The organism is Microbispora sp. H10670, assembly GCF_014161385.1.
Classification (GTDB): domain Bacteria; phylum Actinomycetota; class Actinomycetes; order Streptosporangiales; family Streptosporangiaceae; genus Microbispora; species Microbispora triticiradicis.
In genome coordinates, this window is record NZ_JABBWW010000013.1 from 1 (window position 1) to 18,615 (window position 18,615).

Here is an 18,615-nt window from a genome sequence, read left to right on the forward strand (position 1 = left end):
TGTTAAGCACGCCGCCAGCGTTCGTCCTGAGCCAGGATCAAACTCTCCAAACAATGTCTGAAAAGTGTCACCCCTGGCCGGCACCCCCCGGCTAAGGAAAGGCACCGTCAAAGGAATCCGCCACCAATCAACGGTGACGGGGTCATGCATGATTCATGCACTGGCTTTTAGCACACTGTTGAGTTCTCAAGAAACGGACGCGACCACCATCACCCGAAACCCGTCAACCAGGTCCCACGCTCCGGGGCGTTTCGTTTCGCTTGTGGTCTTAATCCTTCCCGATCAGCCATTCCGTGTCAAATCCGCCCTGTTCAGAACCGACTTGACCCGAAACCCGCCAACCGACAGGAATTCGACCGCCCCGTTTCCGGGGCAACCCCTCTAACTTACCCGAACCCTCACCCCGGCGCAAAACCACCGGTGCGAAGACCCAGAAGCCACAGGAGACGCCGGCCAACCGGCCGCGCACACACAACACAACCACCAAGGTGATCGAAGAGGAGTGCGCCGGACCGCGCCGACACCAGAAGATTACCAGGCTCCGGCAGCACCATGACCCAGCCCGAGAAGAACGCTCCCGGGGCCGGACCTATTCCCGCAGGTCGAGGGGTGGGTTGACGGGCACGAGATCCGGCCCGTACCGGATCTCTCGAAACGCGGGGGCGCGCGCGGACAACCAGATCCGGTCCTCAGGCATCTACTTAGCGCTGCGGCGATCACGCCGGTGTGGCGCGGAGGATCGGGGAGGTGCGACGTGCGGGACAACGCTCCGGACGCACCCGTCGCTCCTCGTCCGGTGACGGTCCCGCGGGGACGTCGCCTACCCGGTCAACCAAACGTCAAGCCGCCCGCAATCGCCCCGCGGTACGTACAAGACGCGGAAGTCTCCGTTCGGCGCCAACCCGGCCGCCCGGACTTCCGCCGCTGGAGGTGGCCATCATCATGCGGTCGGAGTTCGACGACATCCGTGCCCACATCGCGGCCGAGCCGGCCCGCGCGGGCGACCTGCTCGAGCTCGCGCACGCCCTGCTCGACGATCTGGAGCAGCTCCGCACGCGCGAGGCGATCCTGCGTTCGCACTATCTCGGGCTGCTCACCGCCGCTCGCGCCACCGTCGCCGCCGACGTCGTCGGAGACCAGGCGCCGCTGACCTTCCTGGAGCACGAGCTGGCCAGGCACGGGCAGCTTCCCGACGGGGAGCAGGCGCCGCGGATCCTGGCGGACGCCGCGGGCGCGCAGGCCATGCTCACCCACCTCGACGAGCCGGCTCCCCCGCGGCCCCGCGCGCCCCGCGGCCCCCACTGCGGAGGCGTCAGCCGCCGCCTCCGGAGCTGAGTCACCCGCCGTTCATCCCTGCGCGCCGCCGCTCACCCTCCTGGGATGAGGTCGTGCACGAAGACGACGTTGGAGTAGGCCGGGTTGTCGGTGTAGCCCTGGACGTTGCCCAGGTAGGCCCGCTGATAGGTGGACACCCACGGCACGGCGACCACCGCCTCCTGCTCGACGAGCCTCTTCTGGAGGTCTGCGTACGCCTTCTCCGCCGCCACGCGGTCGCTCGTCACGAGTGACGGCAGGGTGTCGATCCGCTCGTCGAGGTTCTTGTCCTTCAGGTAGGTGAGGTTGAAGGACACCGGCTCCGCGCTGTGGAAGACGTTCAGGAACCACGAGTAGGCGTCGGCGTAATCGGGGTACCAGTACATGACGAAGATGTCCTGGCGTTTGGCGGGATCGGTGGCCTTGCCCCGGCTCCACTGGTCGTTCCACTGCATCGCCTTGGCCTGGACCTGGACGTTCAGCGGCTTGAGCGCCTGGGTGAGCAGGCGTACGAGCAGGGCCTCGTCGTCGTCGCCCTCGGCGTAGGTCAGGGTGAGGCGCAGCGGCGCGCTGCCGGGGCCGTACCCCGCCTGGGCGAGCAGCTCGGCGGCGCCGGCCAGATCCTGCCGGGCCTGCCGCCCGGGCACGTGACCGAGCAGGCCCTCGGGCACCAGGCCGGAGGCGGGGGCGGCCGCTCCCCTCATCCGGGTGATCAGGCCGTCGTAGTCGATCGCCTTCTGCACCGCCTTACGCAGCCGTACGTCGGCCAGCGGGCCGGAGGCGGTGTTGAACAGCACGAGCATGTTCTGGAACGACGGCACCTGGATCGTCCGCACGCCCGCGGTCGCCTTGGCCCGCAGGAACAGCTCGGTGTTCAGCCGCTGCACATAGCTCGCCTCGCCCCGCAACAGCATCCGGTACGCCCTGGCGGGGTCGGGGGTGACGCGGAACTCGACGTTCCGGTAGTGCGGACCGTCCCAGCCGCCCCAGTAGCCGTCGAAGGCCCGCAGGACCAGCTCCCTCTCCCTGCCCTTCTTCCAGCTCGCCACGGTGTACGGCCCCGAGCCCGCGTCGCGGCCGGCCTGGAACCACTTCCCGAGGTCGCCCGAGCCCGCCGCGTGGGTGTCGTAGACGAACGCGGCGTAGCCGGAGGAGGCGATGATGTCGAGCGGGGCGGCGTACTTGAGCCGGAACTCCACGGTGAGCGGGTCCCGCACGACGATCTGCTGGACGGAGTCCCAGATGTAGGCCGCTCCGGCGCCCAGCCGTTTGGTGCGCTCGACGGACGCCTTGACCGCCGCCGCGTCCACCGGCCGGCCGGTGTGGAAGACCACGCCGTCGCGCAACGTGAAGGTCCAGGTCTTGCCGTCGGCCGACGACGTCCAGGCCACGGCCAGGCGCGGGCCGGCCCGTCTCGTCCGGGGGTTGTACATCGTCAGCGAGTCGTAGATGTTCTGCATCGCGACGATCTCGTTGGAGTAGGAGCTGGCGGGGTCCCAGTCGGTGACGATGTCGAGATGGTGCAGGTAGACGAAGGTCGAGTCCTTCGCCGAGGGCAGCCCCGCGGCTGAGATCGCGGCGGGCTCACCCCCGCCGCACCCCGTGAGGGCCAGCACCGCCATCACTCCCAGGACGAGGAAACGGCGCATGCGGGCGGGTCCTTTCCGTGTCTATCATGATCGAACCTACTGCAAGATCACGATTGGACGTGATATTTCCGGCAATTGATCACGAGGGCGGCGTGCTGGCGATCTCACTGCTAACCTCTATCTCTGTCGCAAAAGTGTTTAATGTGAGGCTTGTACCTCACGTGGCGAGGTGCCATGAGTGCGCGCGGGCGTGACCGGCCGATCAGGTCCCGGATCATCGGCCTGCTGCTCGTCCCCCTGTTCTCTCTGGTCACACTGTGGGCGGTCACCGCCGGTGTGACCATCGAGGAGAGCCTGAGCCTGCGCACGTACAACACGCTGTGGTCCACCCTGCGGCAGCCCGCCGACTCCCTGATCGTCGAACTGCAGGCGGAGCGGCTGGCGACGGCCCGCTCCCTCGGTTCGCGCAGCGAGAGCGACCGCACCGCGCTGGGCCTCCAGCGCCAGCGCACCAACGCCGCCAGGGAGCGGGTGCGCACCCTGGCGCTCTCCCGGGAGTCCCGCTCGGCCACCACCACCGCCATGCGCGCGCAGGTGGACGAGATGCTGCAGGGGCTGGCCCGGGTGGACGAGATCCGCGCCGAGGTGGACGAGGGGCTGTCGGAGCGGCTGCACGCCATCGAGACCTACAACCTCGTCAGCGACGCGATCTACCGGATGCACTACAGCCTCGCCCTGATCAACGACATCCCGATCTACCAGCAGTCGCGGGTCGTGATCTCGCTGGGGTACGCCAAGGAGCTGCTGACCCGGGAGCAGGCGCTGGCCGCGGCCGCGTCGGGCGGGCTCACCGACGAGGAGCGCAAGCTGTTCACCCAGCTCGTGGGCAACCGGCGGTTCCTCATCGACCAGGCGTTGCCCGAGCTGGACACCAGCCTGCGGCAGCTCCACGTGAACCTGATCACCACGCCCCTCTACCAGCGGTTGCGGCTCCAGGAGGAGCAGATCATCAGCGCGCCGCGGATCTCGCCGCGTACGCAGCGGGTCTGGCAGTCGACCTCCGACGACCTCGCCGAGTCGTTCCAGAAGGCGCAGACCGAGGCGGCGTCGCTGCTGGCCCGGCGCGCCGCGCCGATCGCCGACTCGATCCTGCGGCGGGCCGTGCTGGCCGGCGGCTTCGGCCTCCTCGCGGTCGTCGCCTCGATCCTCATCTCGATGCGCGTCGGCGGCCGTCTCGCCCGCGAGCTGGCCGGGCTGCGGCAGGCCGCGCTCGACCTCGCCAACCAGCGGCTGCCCCAGGTGCTGGCCAAGCTCAGGAGCGGCGACGACGTCGACGTGGCGTCGGAGGCGCCGCCGATCCGGACCATGGGCGGGACCGCCGAGATCCAGGACGTGGGGCGGGCCTTCTCGACCGTGCAGGAGGCCGCGGTGGAGGCCGCCATCGGCCAGGCGCGCCTGCAGCGCGGGGTCAGCCAGGTCTTCCTCAACCTCGCCCGGCGCAGCCAGACGCTGCTGCACCGGCAGCGGACCCAGCTCCACGGCATGCAGCGGCACGCGACCGAACCGGACATGCTGGAGGAGCTCTTCCGGCTCGACCACCTGACGACCCGCATGCGCCGCCACGCGGAGGGCCTGATCATCCTGTCCGGCTCGGCCCCGGGCCGCGCCTGGCGCAAGCCCGTCCCGATGTACGACGTCGTGCGCGGCGCCGCGGCCGAGGTGGAGGACTACGCCCGGGTGAACGTGCTGCCGATGGAGGATCACGGGCTCGACGGGTCCGCGGTGGCCGACGTCATCCACCTGATCGCCGAGCTGATCGAGAACGCCACGGTCTACTCCCCGCCGCACACGCCGGTCGCGGTACGCGGCGAGATCGTGGGCACCGGCTTCGCCGTGGAGATCGAGGACCGCGGGCTCGGGCTGACCAAGGAACGCCTCGCGGAGCTGAACGGGCGCCTGGCGAACGCCCCGGAGTTCGACATCGCGGACACCGACCGCATGGGGCTGTTCGTCGTCGCGCGGCTGGCCGCCCGGCGGGATATCCGTGTGACCCTTCGGCCCTCGCCATACGGAGGAACGACCGCCATCGTGCTGATCCCATCCGCGCTCATGGTCTATCCGAAGGACGACGACCTCACCCGCCTGCAGACGGAGGAGGTCACCCCGGAGGACATCATTCTCGCCTCGTTCAACCGGGGGCCCAAGAACGACAAGCACGCCGGCCAGGAGGACCCGAGGTGAGCGACCGCATGCAGGACCAGTGGCTGGACGAGGACGCGGGACCCGTCGTCCCGGCCTACGCCCTGACTCGCGGGCGCGTCCGGCCGTCCAACAAGGACATCGACATCATCGCGATCGTGACCGCGATCGGCGGGCCGACGCCGGTCAGCCTCGGTCCCGAGCAGTGGATGATCCTCAGCCTGTGCGCGCGTGCGGCGTCGCTGGCGGACATCGCCGTGGCCATCGACCTGCCGCTCGGCGTCGTACGAGTGCTCGTGGGCGACCTCCACGAGCAGGGGCTCGTGGAGGTGCGCCCGCCCGCCAACGTCGCGCGCTTCCCGACCGAGAAGCTCCTCACCGAGGTGATCGGCGGGCTGCAGGCCCTGTGATCCCCGGCTCTCCGACCGCGTGGGGGTAGTGGCGCCGGGCGTGCCCGGGGGTGATGTAGCCCTCCCGCAGGTCCGCGCGCACGGCCTCCGGGTCGCGCTCCTCCGGCGGGCCGTACCCGCCGCCCGAGCCGGTGCGCAGGTGCACGACCGTGCCCCTGGGCAGGAAGATCCGCGTCTTCAGCGAGAACTCCTCGGCCCGCCCGTCGGGATACTCCACGGTCAGCCGGTTCGGCCGGCCCGGCAGGCCGCCCTCCAGGCCCCAGGGCGCGAGCGCGGTCCTGGCCAGGCCCGCGGTGAGGTACTGGTCCTCCAGCACCCGGAAGGACAGGTCGAGCCCGAGCCCGCCGCGGTGGCGGCCCGGGCCGCCGGAGTCCTCGGCCAGCGCGAGCCGTTCGATCCGCCAGGGGTTGCGCGCCTCCCAGACCTCGGCCGGGGTGAAGCGGGTGGCCGACTCGGAGATGTACATCAGCGCGCTCGCGCCGTCGGCCGAGCGTGAGGCGCCCTGGCCCACCGGGTGCGGCGCGCCGTCCGCCCAGGGCTCGCCGGTGGCCTCGCGGTTGCCCCACCACACCAGGGCGTTGATGTCCCCGCCGCTCGCGGCGGGCACCGATCCCGGCACGGCCCCGGCGAGCGCCCTGATGATCAGTTCGATGGCGTGGTCGGACGGGATGCCGTACATGAAGCAGGGCGCGGGCCGCAGAGGGTGGAACAGCGAGCCGGGCCGGGTGAGCAGCTCCAGCGGGCGGAAGTGGCCCTCGTTGGGCTGCTCGCCCGCCCCCGCGAGGAAGGACACCGCGATCCGCACCGCCGCCACCGTCGAGGGCAGCGGGCAGTTGACCGGCCCGCCCACCTGGTCGGGGCAGCCGGTCAGGTCGACCGTCACCGACGAGCCGTCCACGACGACCTCGACACCGAACGGGATCGGCCTGCCGGTGACGCCGTCGGAGTCGATGACGCTTGACGCCTGGTAGACGCCGTCCGGGAGGCGCTCGAACCAGCCGCGCACCAGCGCCTCGCCGTGCGCGTACATCCGGGCCACGCACCGGCGGAAGGTGCCGAGGCCGTGCCGCCGCACGAGCGCGCCGAGGGCCTCGGCCCCGGTCCGCGCCCCGGCGACCATCGCGTTGATGTCCCCGATGACCATCTCGGGCATCCGGCTGTTGGCGAGGATCATCCGGTAGACGTCACTGACGAGGCGCCCCGCGTCGTACAGCTTGACCCCGGGGAAGATCGTGCCCTCCTGGTGGACGTCGATCGTGTCGGTGCAGTAGGGGTCCTTGCCGCCGATGTCGAGCCAGTGGGCCTTGATCACGGAGTAGCCGGCCAGCACGTCCTCGTGGAAGATCGGCACCACCATCGCCGCGTCCTGGGGATGCGAGCCCGTGCCGTACGGGTCGTTGTAGAGGATGACGTCGCCGGGGCTGAGGGCGGCGGACCCGCCGACGCCCTCGACGGCCTCCCGGACGCAGAAGCCGAGCGTGCCCATGAACGCGGGCAGCGTCGGGGCCTGCGCCAGCATGCACATGTCCGCGTCGTAGAAGGCGACCGCGAAGTCCAGCGCCTCGTAGATGATCGGCGAGAACGCGGTGCGGATCAGCGACTGCTTCATCTGGTCGGCCGCCGCGTTGAGGCCCTGCCGGATGATCTCCGTGGTGACCGGGTCGGCGCCGTCGCCCAGCCCGGGGTGGACCTCCGCGTAGCGGGTGCGGACGACTGTCATCGCCGGTCCTTCCTTGTGATGACGAGGCTGCCGCTCTCGTGCGTCTCCACGGCGAAGCCGGCGTCCACGTAGGTGGTCGCGGTCGGCTCCACCACCAGCAGGGGGCCCTCGGTCACGCCGCGCAGGTCCTCCCGGCGGACGACCGGAGCCTCGGCGAAGGACTCCCGGCGGAACGACCACAGCCGTGTCGTCCCCCGCCCGGCCACGCCCTCGCCCGACGGCGGGGCCGGCACCAGGGGGCGGGCGTCGTCGAGCACGACCCGGCTGGTCGCCCGTACGGTGACGACCTCCAGCGGGTCGGGCAGTGTGTGGCCGAAGGCCCGGTGGTAGGCCTCGGAGAACCGGGCGGACACGGCCGCCACGTCGTCCTCCGCCGGCCGCACCGGGATCGTCAGCGTGTGCTCCTGTCCCCGGTGGCGCAGGTCGAGGTCGACCTCCCGAACGGCCTCCGGCTGCGCGAGCCGTTCGAAGAGCGTCTCCGCCAGCCGTTCGATCACCGGCAGCGCCGCGTCGTCCAGGGGACGCACCAGTGTGCGGGCGGCCGAGCGGACGACGTCGGCCTGCACCAGGCCGACGGCGGAGAAGTTGCCCGCGTTGGGCGGCACGACGACGACGTCCACGTCGAGTTCGTCGGCGAGCAGGCAGCCGAACACCGGCCCGGCGCCGCCGAAGGCGACGACGGCCGCACCGCGCGGGTCCACGCCCCGCTCCACGGTCACGCCGCGCACGGCCTGGGCCATGTGCGCGGCGGCGATCCTGATCACGCCCACCGCGACGGCGTCCACGCCGTCGATGCCGGTCGGGCCCGCCAGCGGCGCGAGCGCGCGGGCGGCCGCGTCCTCGGACAGCTCGATGCCGCCCGAGATGTGCCCGCGCGGGATCATGCCGAGGTGCAGGGCCGCGTCGGTGACCGTCGGCTCGGTCCCGCCGCGCCCGTAACAGGCGGGCCCGGGGTCGGCGCCCGCGCTGCGCGGGCCGACCCGCAGCAGGCCGCCCGCGTCGGCGTACGCCACGGACCCGCCGCCCGCGCCCACCGACCGCACGTCCACCCAGGGGCTCTGCAGCGGCAGGCCGACGACCTCCCCCTGGTAGAGCAGCGGCAGCCGCCCGTCCTCGACGAGCGCGGTGTCGAAGCTGGTGCCGCCCACGTCGGCGGCCACGGCCGTGCCGATGCCGAGGGAGGGGCCGAGGGAGGCGGCGAGGCGGGCGGTCGCGGCGGCCCCGGCCACCGGGCCGGACAGGATCGTCTCGAACGGCCGGGCCGCGGCCTCGGCCAGCGTCAGCGCCCCGCCGCCGGAGCGGGTGACGAGCAGGTCGCCGGCGAAGCCCCTGGTCCGCAGCTCACGGTCGAGGTCGTGCAGGTAGGGGCCCATCCGGTGCCGGACGAACGCGTCCACGACCGTGGTGCAGGTGCGCTCGTACTCCCGGTACTCCCCCGAGACCTCGTGCGACAGCGAGACCGGCCCCGCGAACCCGGCCCGCGCGAGCAGCTCGGCGGCCCTCGTCTCGTGCGCGGCGTTCGCGTAGGAGTTCACCAGCACGATCGCGACGGCGTCCACGCCCTCGGCGGCGAACACCTCCGCGGCCCGGCGCACGTCCTCCGGCTCCAGATCCCGTACGACCGAGCCGTCGGCGGCCACCCGTTCGGTCACCTCCAGGCGCAGCCGGCGGGGCACGAGCGGCGGCGGCGGGGTCCAGAACAGGTCGTAGGGGTCGTCGCGGTCACCGCGGCGGATCTCCAGCACGTCGCGGAACCCGGCCGTGGTGATCAGGCCGACGGTCGCGCCGCGCCGTTCGAGCAGCGCGTTCAGGCCGACGGTGGTGCCGTGCACGAAGTGGCGGCAGCGGGCGAGCAGGTCCGGCGGCACCGCCGCGTCGACCGCGGCGAGCACCCCGCGCTCCGGCGCCGTCGGCGTCGTGGGCCGCTTGGCGACCCTTATCTCGCCGGTCGCGGCGTCGTGCAGGACGAGGTCGGTGAAGGTGCCGCCGACGTCCACTCCGATCACGGTGGTCATGCCCGGCACGGTAGGACGAGGCGCACGGCGCGTCGATGTGCCCTCACGACGACGTGATCGGAGTTGTTGTCCCCGGGAGACAGTCGTGGTCGAGCACCACGTGGCAGGCGAGCTGGAGCGCGAACCGGGTCTGCGGATCGGACAGGTCGGCGTCGAGGGTCTCGGCGATGCGCCTGATCCGGTGGGCCACCGCGTTGGGGTGCAGGCTGAGCAGCTCCGCCGCCCTGGTCCGGGAGCCCCAGCAGTCCAGGTACGCCTTGAGCGTGGGCACCGCGTGGGCGCTGAGGGCGCCGAGACGCTCCAGCGGGGCGAGCAGGTCGCGGGCGGCCATCAGGGCGCTCTCGCTGCCGCCCAGCTCCGCGAGGAGCGCGTGCACCCCCAGCCGGTCGAACGCCACGGCCTGCCCCGCCTCCGCGCGGGCGGCGGCGGCGCGGGCCTGCGACGCCGTACGGCGCAGCCCGTCGGGCCCCGCCTGACAGGTCCCCACTCCCGCGCCCAGGTCCGTGCCCAGGCCCGGCGGCCCTTCCGCGGGCGCGCGGGCGGTCGTCCGCTCGTCGGTGGTGAGGACCACGAGCACGCCGTCCTGCCAGCGGGTGACCAGCGGCGGCGCGGCCAGGTCGGTGGCCTCGCCGAGGCCCAGCAGGCCGGGCAGGGTCGCGCCGGCCGTCCTGCGCACTTCGCGGAGCACGGCATCGGCCACCCCGGCGGCGGGGTCGCGCAGGAACACCGCCACGTGCCAGCCCTCGACGGGCACGCCGGCGTGCCGGGCGCGGCGGGCGGCGGCTCCGCCGTCCCTGGCTCCGAGCAGGGCCAGCAGCGCGCGCTCGCGGGCCGCCTCCGTCTCGCGGGCGGCGGCCCGCACCCGGCCGAGCGTGGTGGCGACGACCTGGGCGACGATCGCCGCCGCGGGATCCTCGCCGTCCCAGCACACGTAGCCGTCCGGCCGTCCGCCGATCCGGATCACGGTGGCGTTCGCCCCCGGCGCGGCCAGGCCGGACGCCTGGTAGGCGACCCCGACCGAGGCGGAGGCCGCGCGCAGGATGTCGTCCTCGCCCGCGCCCTCCATGGCGCCGAGCCCGTCGATCGCCTCCCGCGTACGGCGCAGCAGCAGCCCGGGGTCGGCTCGCACGGCGGCGCTGAGGCCGAGCACGGTGTCCGACAGGGAGTGGTCGGAGGCCCCGGCGAGCAGGGCGACCCTCTCCCGCCGGGCCACCTCCACCATCTCCGGGGAGGTGCCCGAGGGGCCGGGCAGCACGATCCCGGCCAGCCCGCGGCCTCCGGCCAGGCGCAACGCGCCGGCCACGTCGCACGACCGCATGGCGTGGCGGGACAGGATCGCAAGGGCCCCGGGGGCCGCCGCGGCGAGTTCGCGCATCTCGTCGACGAGGACGACGCTGTCGACCTCCCGGGCGTCCCAGGGCCCGGCGACGAGCGTCAGCCTCCGGCCCGCGGGGGTCCTCAGCAGGTCACTGACGCGGCGCATCGGGTGCCTCTCCTCCGTCGCGGGGGACGCGCGCGACCGAGGAGGCCGGGGTGGTCAGCACCTCCTCCGCGCGGTGACACGCCACCTTACGTCCTGCCAGCTCGCGAAGCTCCGGCGCCTCGTCCCGGCAGCGGTCCGCCGCCCAGGGGCAGCGCAGCCGGAACGGGCAGCCGGTGGGGGCCGGCGCCGCCTCCGTCCGCCCGGCCGTACGCGGCGGCTCGCCGCCGAGGCGCGGCACCGCGTCACGCAGCGCCCGGGTGTACGGGTGGGCCGGCCGGGTGAGGAGGTCCGCGGTCGGGCCCGACTCGACCACCCGCCCGGCGAAGAGCACCGACGACGTGCGGCACAGCCGCCCCACGACGCCGAGGTTGTGGGTGATGAGCAGATAACCCAGCCCGCGGTCCGCGGCGAGGCCCTCCAGCAGTTCGAGGATCCGGGCCTGCACGGTGACGTCGAGCGCGCTCGTCGGCTCGTCGAGCACCAGCAACCGGGGCTCCACGGCGAGGGCGCGGGCGATGGCCACCCGCTGCCGCTGGCCGCCGGACATCTCGTGCGGCCTGCGGACGGCCAGCGCGGGATCGAGCCCCACGCCGGCGAGGAGCGCGGCCACCCGGTCCCGCCGCTCGTCCCTGGGCACGCGGTGATGGGTGGTCAGCGCCTCGGCGATCGACGCCCCCGCGGTCATGCGTGGGTCGAGCGCCTCGCTGCCGTCCTGGAAGACCGGCTGCACGGCCCGGCGGAACTCCGCCCGGCCCGCGCGGCCGAGCCCGGCCAGGTCGCGGGAGCCGTACCGGACGACGCCGGAGCGCGGGCGCAGGAGACCGAGCAGCGCGCGGGCGAGCGTGGTCTTGCCCGAGCCGCTCTCCCCGATCAGGCCCACCCCGCCCTCGTCCACGGTGAGGCTCACGTCGTGGACCACCGCCGTCGTGCCGTACGCGAGGGTGACCCCCTCGGCGGCGAGCAACGTCACGACCCCTCCTCAGGCTCGGGCAGCCGGGGGACGGCGGCGATCAGCTCGCGGGTGTAGGGATCACGCGGCCGGGCGAACACCTCGGCGGCGGGCCCGCTCTCCACCACCGCGCCGTCGCGCATCACCACGACCCGGTCGGCGATCGTGGAGACCAGCGCGAGGTCGTGGGAGACCAGCAGCACGGCGAGGCCGCGCTCGTCGCGCAGCCGCCGCAGCACCGCGACCACCTCCGCCTGCACGGTGACGTCCAGCGCGCTGGTCGGCTCGTCGGCCAGCAGGACCTGCGCGCCGAGCGCGAGGGCCAGCGCGATGACGAAGCGCTGCGCCTGGCCGCCGGACACCTGGTGAGGGTGGCGGCGCAGGATCTCGGGGTCGAGCAGCACCGCGCGGACGGCCTCCTCGGCCCGTTCCCGCGCCCGCGCGCCCTTCACCCCGTGCCGGGCGAGCGCGCGGCGCATCAGCGTGCCGAGGCGCATGGTGGGGTTGAGCGCGGCCTGCGGGCTCTGCACGACCAGGGCGGCCCGCGAACCGCGGATCTCCCGCAGCCGCGCCGGGCTCGCCGTGAGCACGTCGACCTCGCCGACGCGGATCCTCCCCGCGATGTCGGCGCCGTGGACGAGGCCGAGCGTGCTGAGCAGGGTCGTCGTCTTGCCCGACCCGCTCTCGCCGACGATCGCCACGCACTCCCCGGCGGCGACGTCGAGCTCGGGGACCGACGCGATGACCCGGTCGCCGATCCGGACGACGAGATCCCTGACGCTGATCAGGTTCATCGGGCCAGCCTCGCCCTCAGCCCCTCGCCGAGCACGTTGAACGCGAACGCGGTGACCAGGATGGCGAGGCCGGGGAAGGTCACCACCCACCAGTCGGTGGTGAAGAGCGACTGGCCCTGCTGGACCATCAGGCCCCACTCGGGGGTCGGCTCGTGGGCCCCCAGGCCCAGATACGACAGCGCGGCGGCGGTGAGGATGACCCCGCCGCCGTCCAGCGACAGTTGCACCAGCACGGGCGTGAGCGAGTTGGGCAGCACGTGCCGCAGCACGATGAGCGGCGCGGGCACGCCGAGGCAGCGGGCGGAGTCGACGAACCCCCGGGTGGCCACCGACGCGGCGACCGACGCCGTGAGCCGGGCGTACCAGGGCCACCAGGTGATCGCGATCGCCACGATCACGGTGGTCACGCTCGGCTGGAGCACCACGGCGAGCGCCAGCGACAGCAGCAGGGCGGGGAAGGCGAGGAAGACGTCGGTCACCCGCATGATCACGTCGCGGGCCCAGCCGCCGGCGTACCCCGCGACCACTCCGAGGAGGACCCCGGCCACGCCGCTGACGGCGAGCACCGCGACGGCGATGAACAGCGAGGTGCGGGCGCCGAACAGGACCCGGCTGAACACGTCGCGGCCGACCTGGTCGGTGCCGAACCAGTGGGCGCCGCCCGGCGGCAGCAGGGACTCCAGGGGATGCGTGGCCGAGCCGCCATCCTCCGGGTAGGGGGCGATCCACGGCGCGAGCAGCGCCGCGAGCACGACGATCCCGAGCAGCACGCCGCCCGCCACCGCCAGCCGGTCCACCCCGGCCAGGCGCCGCAGCGGCGTACGGCGGTAGACGGGCAGGGCGGGGGTGGTCATCGCGCCCTCACCCTCGGGTCCACCACGCCCTGGAGGAGGTCCACGGCGAGGTTGGCGACGACGTACAGCACGGCGACCAGCAGCGTCACCCCGGCGATGGCGGGCGTGTCGAGCGAGCGGATCGAGTCGGCGGCGTACCGCCCGAGGCCCGGCCAGTTGAAGACGGCCTCCACGAGGAAGCCGTTCACGATCGAGTACGCGAAGACGAGCGCGATCAGCGCCAGCACCGGGTTCAGCGCCGGGCGCAGGGAGAAGCGGGTGAGCACGGCGGTCTCCCCGAAGCCGAGGGCGCGCTCCAGCCGGGCGTGCTCGCGCGACGACTCCTCGATGAGCGCGGCCCTGGTCATCTGCGCGACCACCCCCGCCGGGTACGCCGCGATCACGAGGGCGGGCAGCACCAGATGCGACAGCGTGCTCGTCAGGATCGGCCAGTTGCCGGTGATCAGCGCGTCCACGGCGGTGACGTTCGTGTAGAGGTGCAGCGGGCTGGTCCGGTCGAGCGACGCGTCGTACTCCCCCGCGACGGGAAACCAGCCGAGGCCGCTGGCGAAGACCGTCTGCAGGGCCAGCGCCAGCCAGAACACCGGCACCGAGACGGCCAGCATCGACGACAGCCGTACGGACAGGTCGGGCAGGCGGCCCTTGTGGCGGGCGGCGGCGATCCCCAGCGGGATGCCCGCGGCCAGCGCGACGACCAGCGCGGCGCCGACGAGTTCCAGGGAGGCGGGGAACGCCTGGAAGAGGTCGTCGCGCACCGGCCGCCGGGTGTGCAGGCTGGTCCCCCAGTCGCCGCCCAGCAGGTCGCGCACGTAGTTCCACAGCTGCACCGGCAGCGGGTCGTCCAGCCCGAACCGCCGCCGGGCGTCGGCGAGCTCGGCCGCCGTCGCCTTGGGTCCCGCGTACGCCACCGCCGGGTCGCCGGGGACCAGGCGCATGACGGCGAACGTGAGGACGATCACGCCGGCCACGACCAGGAGGGCCTGGCCGAGCCGGCGGATCAGGTACCCCGGCATGGTCAGGCGCCGGGCTTCAGGTCGTAGGCGAACACCACGTTCGGATAGGCCGGGTTGTCCGTGTAGCCCTGGACCGACTTGGCGAACGCCCGCTGGTAGGTCTGCACGTACGGCACGGCCACCGCGGCCTTCTCGTTGATGATCTTCTCCTGGAGGCCGGAGTACGCCTTCTCCGCGGCGGGCTGGTCGGTCGCGGTGAGCGCGGGCAGCCCGTCGATCTCCTTGTCGACCGCCGCGTCCTTCAGGTAGGAGAGGTTGAACTGCACCGCGTCCTCACCGTGGAAGACGTTGACGAACCACGAGTAGGCGTCGGCGTAGTCGGGGAACCAGTACATGACGAAGACGTCCTGCCGCTTGGCGGGGTCCTTCGCCTTGCCCTGGTCCCACTGGGTGGTCCACTGCAGCGGCTTGGCCGACAGCTTGACGTTCAGCTTGTCGAGCGCCGAGCTGAGCAGCGTGACCAGCAGCTCCTGGTCGCTGTCGCCCTGGGCGTAGGTCAGCGACAGCTCCAGCCGCTTGCCGCCGGGGCCGTAGCCGGCCTCCTTGAGCAGCGCCTCGGCGCCCGCGAGGTCCTGCTTGGGGGTCATGCCCTGGGTGTGGCCGAGCAGGCCCTCCGGCACCAGGCCGCTGGCGGCCACGCCCGCGCCCTTCAGCGCCGCCACGAGGCCGTCGTAGTCGATCGCCTTCTGCAGGGCCTGGCGCAGCTTCACGTCCTTGAGCGGGCCGTCGGCCGTGTTGAACAGCACGAGCAGGTTCTGGAAGGACGGCGTCTGCGAGGTCTGCACGGTGCCGGTGTTCGCGGCCTCGCCGAACAGCTGCGCGTTGAGCCGCTGGACGAACGTCACCTCGCCGCCCCGCAGGAGCTGCCAGGCGGTGGTCAGCTCGGGCGTGACGCGGAAGGCGAGCTTCTTGTAGTGGGGGCCGTCCCAGCCGCCCCAGTAGCCGTCGAAGGCCTTGAGCGTGAGCTCGGTCTCCTTGCCCTTCTGCCAGCTCTCGACCGTGTACGGCCCGGAGCCCGCGTCGTGGCCCTCTCCGAACCACTTCTTCAGGTCGCCGGAGGCCGCCGTGGTGTCGTAGACGTACGCCGCGTAACCGGCCGAGGCGACCAGGTCGAGCGGGGTGGGGTACTTGAGCGTGAACTCCAGCGTCGTGGCGTCCTTGGCCTCGATCTTCTTGACCGCGCTCCAGATGTAGGCCGCGCCCTGGCCCTCCTTGATGGTGCGCTCGATCGACGCCTTCGCGGCGGCGGCGTCCACCGGCTTGCCGGTGTGGAACGTCGCGCCCTGCCGGAGGGTGAAGGTCCACTTCTTGCCGTCGGGCGAGGAGGTCCACGACGAGGCCAGGCGCGGCTCGGCCTTCTTCGTCTGCGGGTTGTACCGGGTCAGCGACTCGTAGATGTTCTGCATCGCGATGATCTCGTTGGAATACGAGCTCGCGGGGTCCCAGTCGGTGACGACGTCGAGGTTGGGGACGTACGTGAACGTGCTGTCGGCCGCGTTCCCGGCCCCGCCCGCCGCCGAGGGGGCGGGCTCGGTGGAGTCGGCGGCGCCGCGGACCTGCCCGCCGGCGCAGGCCGCGGCGGAGAGGGTCACTGCGGCCACGGCTCCCGCCGCGAGAAGACGCTTGTGCCAGCGCATGAAGGGGGTTCCTTTCCTATCCGGCCAGCCGGGCGAGAGGGCCGGCGGCCTTGACGTGCAGGCGCACCGCGGGCTCAGGCAGGTAGCTGAGGGGGATCTCGCTGAGCTCGACGATCTGGACAGACTCGGGGTCGGCCCCGGCGGCGACGGCCCTCGCGGCCGCCTCCTCCTTGGCGTTGTCGATCAATCTAGCCCTGGCGCTCCCGCCCCCCGCAGCGGGGACGATCGTCTCGATCCGCCCGCTGGCGAGCGCGATGGCCGCCCCCACGGCGTTGGCGACCTCCGCGTGTTCCGGCCGGATCACCTCGCGCGCCCCCGGCACCCGCTCGGCCAGCAGGAACGCGCCGCCGCCGACCGCCACGAGCGGCCGGTCGGCCCGGCCCGAACGCGAACGGCCCAGCGCCACCCGGTCCACCGCGTCCGCGACGGCCTCGTCGGCGGCGCGTACGGCTCGCTCCAGCCTGTCGCGCCACTCCCCGGGGACGGGGTGGGTGCCGACCACGCCCCGCCCGGCCGCCACGGCCGCGTCGGTCATGGTCGGCGTGGAGCCGCCGAAGACGAGGGCCTCGGCGCCGATGCGGTAGCCCACCGAGCGCGGCTCCTCACCGACGATCGTGCCGCCGCCGAGCGCGATCGACAGGATGTCGGGCATCCGGAAGTTCGTCGCGACGCCGCCGATCTCGACCGCCGCGGCCGACTCCCGGGGGAAGCCGCCCACGAGCACGCCGAGGTCGGTCGAGGTGCCGCCGACGTCGGCGACGATCGCGTCGGCGACGCCCGACAGGTACGCCGCGCCGCGCAGCGAGTTGGCCGGGCCCGAGCCGATGGTGAGCACCGGGTAGCGCGCGGCGTAGCCGACCGCCATCAGCGTGCCGTCGTTCTGCGCGAAGTACGTCTCGACCTCCAGGCCCCTCGCCTCCAGGGCCTCGCGCAGCGCGGCGGTGACGTCGCGCGCCACGCCGTACAACGCGGCGTTGAGCACCGTCGCGTTCTCGCGCTCCAGCAGGCCGAGCGAGCCGATCTCGTGGCTGAGGCTCACCGGCACGTCGCCGATCTCGGCCCGGATGATCTCGGCGACCCGGTTCTCCTGGTCGGCGCTCGCCGGGCTGAACACGCCGGTGACGGCGACCGCGTCGGCGGGCGTGCCGGCCACGAACCTCCGCACCGCGTCCTCGTCCAGGGGCGCGATCTCGCTCCCGTCGACGAAGTAGCCGCCCCGGACGATCGCCGTCCCGGCCGCCACGGTGTCGCGCAGGTCGTCCGGCCACTCGCTGAGCGGCGGCACGGACGTGGTCGCGGGAGCGCCGAGACGCAGCACGGCGACCCGGCCGAGCGCCCGCCGCTCCAGGATCGCGTTGGTCGCGTGGGTGGTGCCGAGCATCACCCGGGTGACCAGGCGCGGGTCGGGCAGCCCGGCGAGGACCGCGTCGAGCGCCGCGCGCAGGCCCTCGGTGACGTCGGGGCTGGTGGGACGCTTGGCCGTGGCCAGCACCCGGTCGTCGTCGTCCAGCACCACCGCGTCGGTGTTGGTGCCGCCCACGTCGATCCCGACACGCAGGCTCGCGCTCATGCGATCTTCTCCACCGGCAGATAGTCGAGGTCGTAGCCGAAGGCGCGCGGGCCCGCCGTGTCCAGGCCCTTGGGCGTACGCCACAGGGGATCGCAGGGCCAGGCGAGCACGGTGACCCGCTGGCCGTACCGCAGCGCCTCGGTCTGGACCGCCGTCGCCGTCTGGGTGTCGACCACCGTGATCAGGTCGGGCACCATGGCCCGGACCCGGCCGTCCTCCAGGGCGACGAGGTTCTCGTTCTGGATCTCCAGGGTCAACGTCCTGCCCCGGTCGTCGCCGGTGCCCTCGACCGTCGCCGTGCCGCGGGCGAAACCGCCGGTGGTCCGGCGGTCGAGATCGGCCAGCTTGCCGGTGAGCAGCCGTACAGCGCCCAGCTCGGCGGTGAGGGCGGCGAGCGGGTCGGCGGCGCCCTCGGTCGCCCGGCCCACCGCGATCGCCCGGCTCACCGTCCCCTCGATCACCGCTCCCGCGCACTCGCGGGCGGTCAGCACGTAGTCGGCCATCAGCGCGCTCGACCCCGCCGCCACGCAGACGGCCCGCGCGATCCGCTCCGACCACAGTCCGTCGACCGGCCGGATCGTCACGACGTTGCCGGCGACGTCGGCCATGACCACGAGGTCGGCCGGGATGCCCGCCACGTACATCGAGACCATCTGGACCTCGGGGAACGCCCGGCCCATGGCGTCGGCGTCGAGCAGCGGCAGGCCGAGCCGCGCCGCCCAGGCGACCGGCGCGACCCCGTTGCCGCCGCCGATCTCCGAGGACATCACGGCGGCCGGCGGCCGGCCGAAGATCCGCTCGACCTCCTCGGCGATCCGTACCGGTTCGTCCTCGCCGTGGATCATCTCGTGGCTGACCGTCGGCGCGCCGATGCCCGACAGCGGCAGCACGAGGGCGTCATCGGGCAGTTCGTCCAGGGACACGAGCGGCACCTCGCCGTGCTCGCGGATCGCGCGCCGGGCGGCGATGGCGCCGGGGCGCACGTCACCGCCGCCGCCGGTGCCGAGCACGGCGCAACCCCGGGCCAGGGCGGCGACGTCCTCCAAGGTGATGCGGGCCTGCATGCGG

The 18,615-nt window shown here is 73.2% G+C and carries 14 protein-coding genes; 3 read left to right on the forward strand and 11 right to left on the reverse strand.

All coding sequences use genetic code 11. The annotated features are described in order from the left end of the window. The first annotated feature begins 942 nt into the window (after positions 1-942). Complete coding sequence (locus tag HHX33_RS19195; protein ID WP_220501976.1) at positions 943-1,335, forward strand: hypothetical protein; 393 nt, start codon at positions 943-945, stop codon at positions 1,333-1,335. A 32-nt stretch (positions 1,336-1,367) separates the two neighbouring features. On the opposite strand, the gene HHX33_RS19200 is transcribed toward HHX33_RS19195, so the two are convergent. Further along, positions 1,368-2,963, reverse strand: a complete 1,596-nt coding sequence (locus HHX33_RS19200) for an ABC transporter substrate-binding protein (RefSeq protein WP_182875813.1) — start codon at positions 2,961-2,963, stop codon at positions 1,368-1,370. Positions 2,964-3,137: 174 nt separating this feature from the next. Here HHX33_RS19200 and HHX33_RS19205 point away from each other — a divergent pair, with 174 nt between their 5' ends. Together HHX33_RS19205 and HHX33_RS19210 are read left to right on the forward strand one after the other, a co-directional pair. Next, positions 3,138-5,144 carry a nitrate- and nitrite sensing domain-containing protein gene (locus HHX33_RS19205; RefSeq protein WP_182875814.1) on the forward strand — a complete coding sequence of 669 codons (2,007 nt, stop codon included), beginning with the start codon at positions 3,138-3,140 and terminating at the stop codon, positions 5,142-5,144. Then, entirely contained in the window at positions 5,141-5,512 is a 372-nt protein-coding gene (locus HHX33_RS19210; RefSeq protein WP_310738361.1) for a DUF742 domain-containing protein, read from the forward strand. Before HHX33_RS19205 ends, HHX33_RS19210 begins: the two co-directional genes overlap by 4 nt. Here the strand turns inward: HHX33_RS19210 and HHX33_RS19215 are convergent. Genes HHX33_RS19215 through HHX33_RS19260 form a run of 10 tightly spaced genes read right to left on the reverse strand, consistent with a single transcriptional unit; the run spans position 5,478 to position 18,611 of the window. Next, complete coding sequence (locus HHX33_RS19215) at positions 5,478-7,232, reverse strand: hydantoinase B/oxoprolinase family protein (protein WP_182875815.1); 1,755 nt, start codon at positions 7,230-7,232, stop codon at positions 5,478-5,480. The two genes, HHX33_RS19210 and HHX33_RS19215, sit on opposite strands and share 35 nt — an antisense overlap. Next, on the reverse strand, positions 7,229-9,247 hold the full coding sequence (locus HHX33_RS19220) for a hydantoinase/oxoprolinase family protein (protein WP_182875816.1): 2,019 nt from the start codon (positions 9,245-9,247) through the stop codon (positions 7,229-7,231). The genes HHX33_RS19215 and HHX33_RS19220 overlap by 4 nt, the downstream gene beginning before the upstream one ends. Before the next feature lie 43 nt (positions 9,248-9,290). After that, positions 9,291-10,730: a helix-turn-helix domain-containing protein gene (locus HHX33_RS19225; protein ID WP_182875817.1), complete on the reverse strand. Its 1,440-nt coding sequence runs from the start codon at positions 10,728-10,730 to the stop codon at positions 9,291-9,293. Continuing rightward, positions 10,714-11,700: an ABC transporter ATP-binding protein gene (locus HHX33_RS19230; RefSeq protein ID WP_182875818.1), complete on the reverse strand. Its 987-nt coding sequence runs from the start codon at positions 11,698-11,700 to the stop codon at positions 10,714-10,716. Before HHX33_RS19230 ends, HHX33_RS19225 begins: the two co-directional genes overlap by 17 nt. Continuing rightward, on the reverse strand, positions 11,697-12,473 hold the full coding sequence (locus HHX33_RS19235; RefSeq protein WP_182875819.1) for an ABC transporter ATP-binding protein: 777 nt from the start codon (positions 12,471-12,473) through the stop codon (positions 11,697-11,699). Before HHX33_RS19235 ends, HHX33_RS19230 begins: the two co-directional genes overlap by 4 nt. Then, on the reverse strand, positions 12,470-13,327 hold the full coding sequence (locus HHX33_RS19240; protein ID WP_182875820.1) for an ABC transporter permease: 858 nt from the start codon (positions 13,325-13,327) through the stop codon (positions 12,470-12,472). The genes HHX33_RS19235 and HHX33_RS19240 overlap by 4 nt, the downstream gene beginning before the upstream one ends. Continuing rightward, entirely contained in the window at positions 13,324-14,340 is a 1,017-nt protein-coding gene (locus tag HHX33_RS19245; protein WP_182875821.1) for an ABC transporter permease, read from the reverse strand. Before HHX33_RS19245 ends, HHX33_RS19240 begins: the two co-directional genes overlap by 4 nt. 2 nt (positions 14,341-14,342) lie before the next feature. Next, positions 14,343-15,977 (reverse strand): ABC transporter substrate-binding protein, encoded by a 1,635-nt coding sequence (locus HHX33_RS19250; RefSeq protein WP_182875822.1) that lies wholly within the window; start codon positions 15,975-15,977, stop codon positions 14,343-14,345. Positions 15,978-15,993: 16 nt separating this feature from the next. Then, positions 15,994-17,547: a hydantoinase/oxoprolinase N-terminal domain-containing protein gene (locus tag HHX33_RS19255; protein ID WP_182875823.1), complete on the reverse strand. Its 1,554-nt coding sequence runs from the start codon at positions 17,545-17,547 to the stop codon at positions 15,994-15,996. Beyond that, a complete protein-coding gene (locus HHX33_RS19260) occupies positions 17,544-18,611 on the reverse strand; it encodes a DUF917 domain-containing protein (protein ID WP_182875824.1) in 1,068 nt (355 codons plus the stop codon). The genes HHX33_RS19255 and HHX33_RS19260 overlap by 4 nt, the downstream gene beginning before the upstream one ends. Positions 18,612-18,615 lie beyond the last annotated feature (4 nt).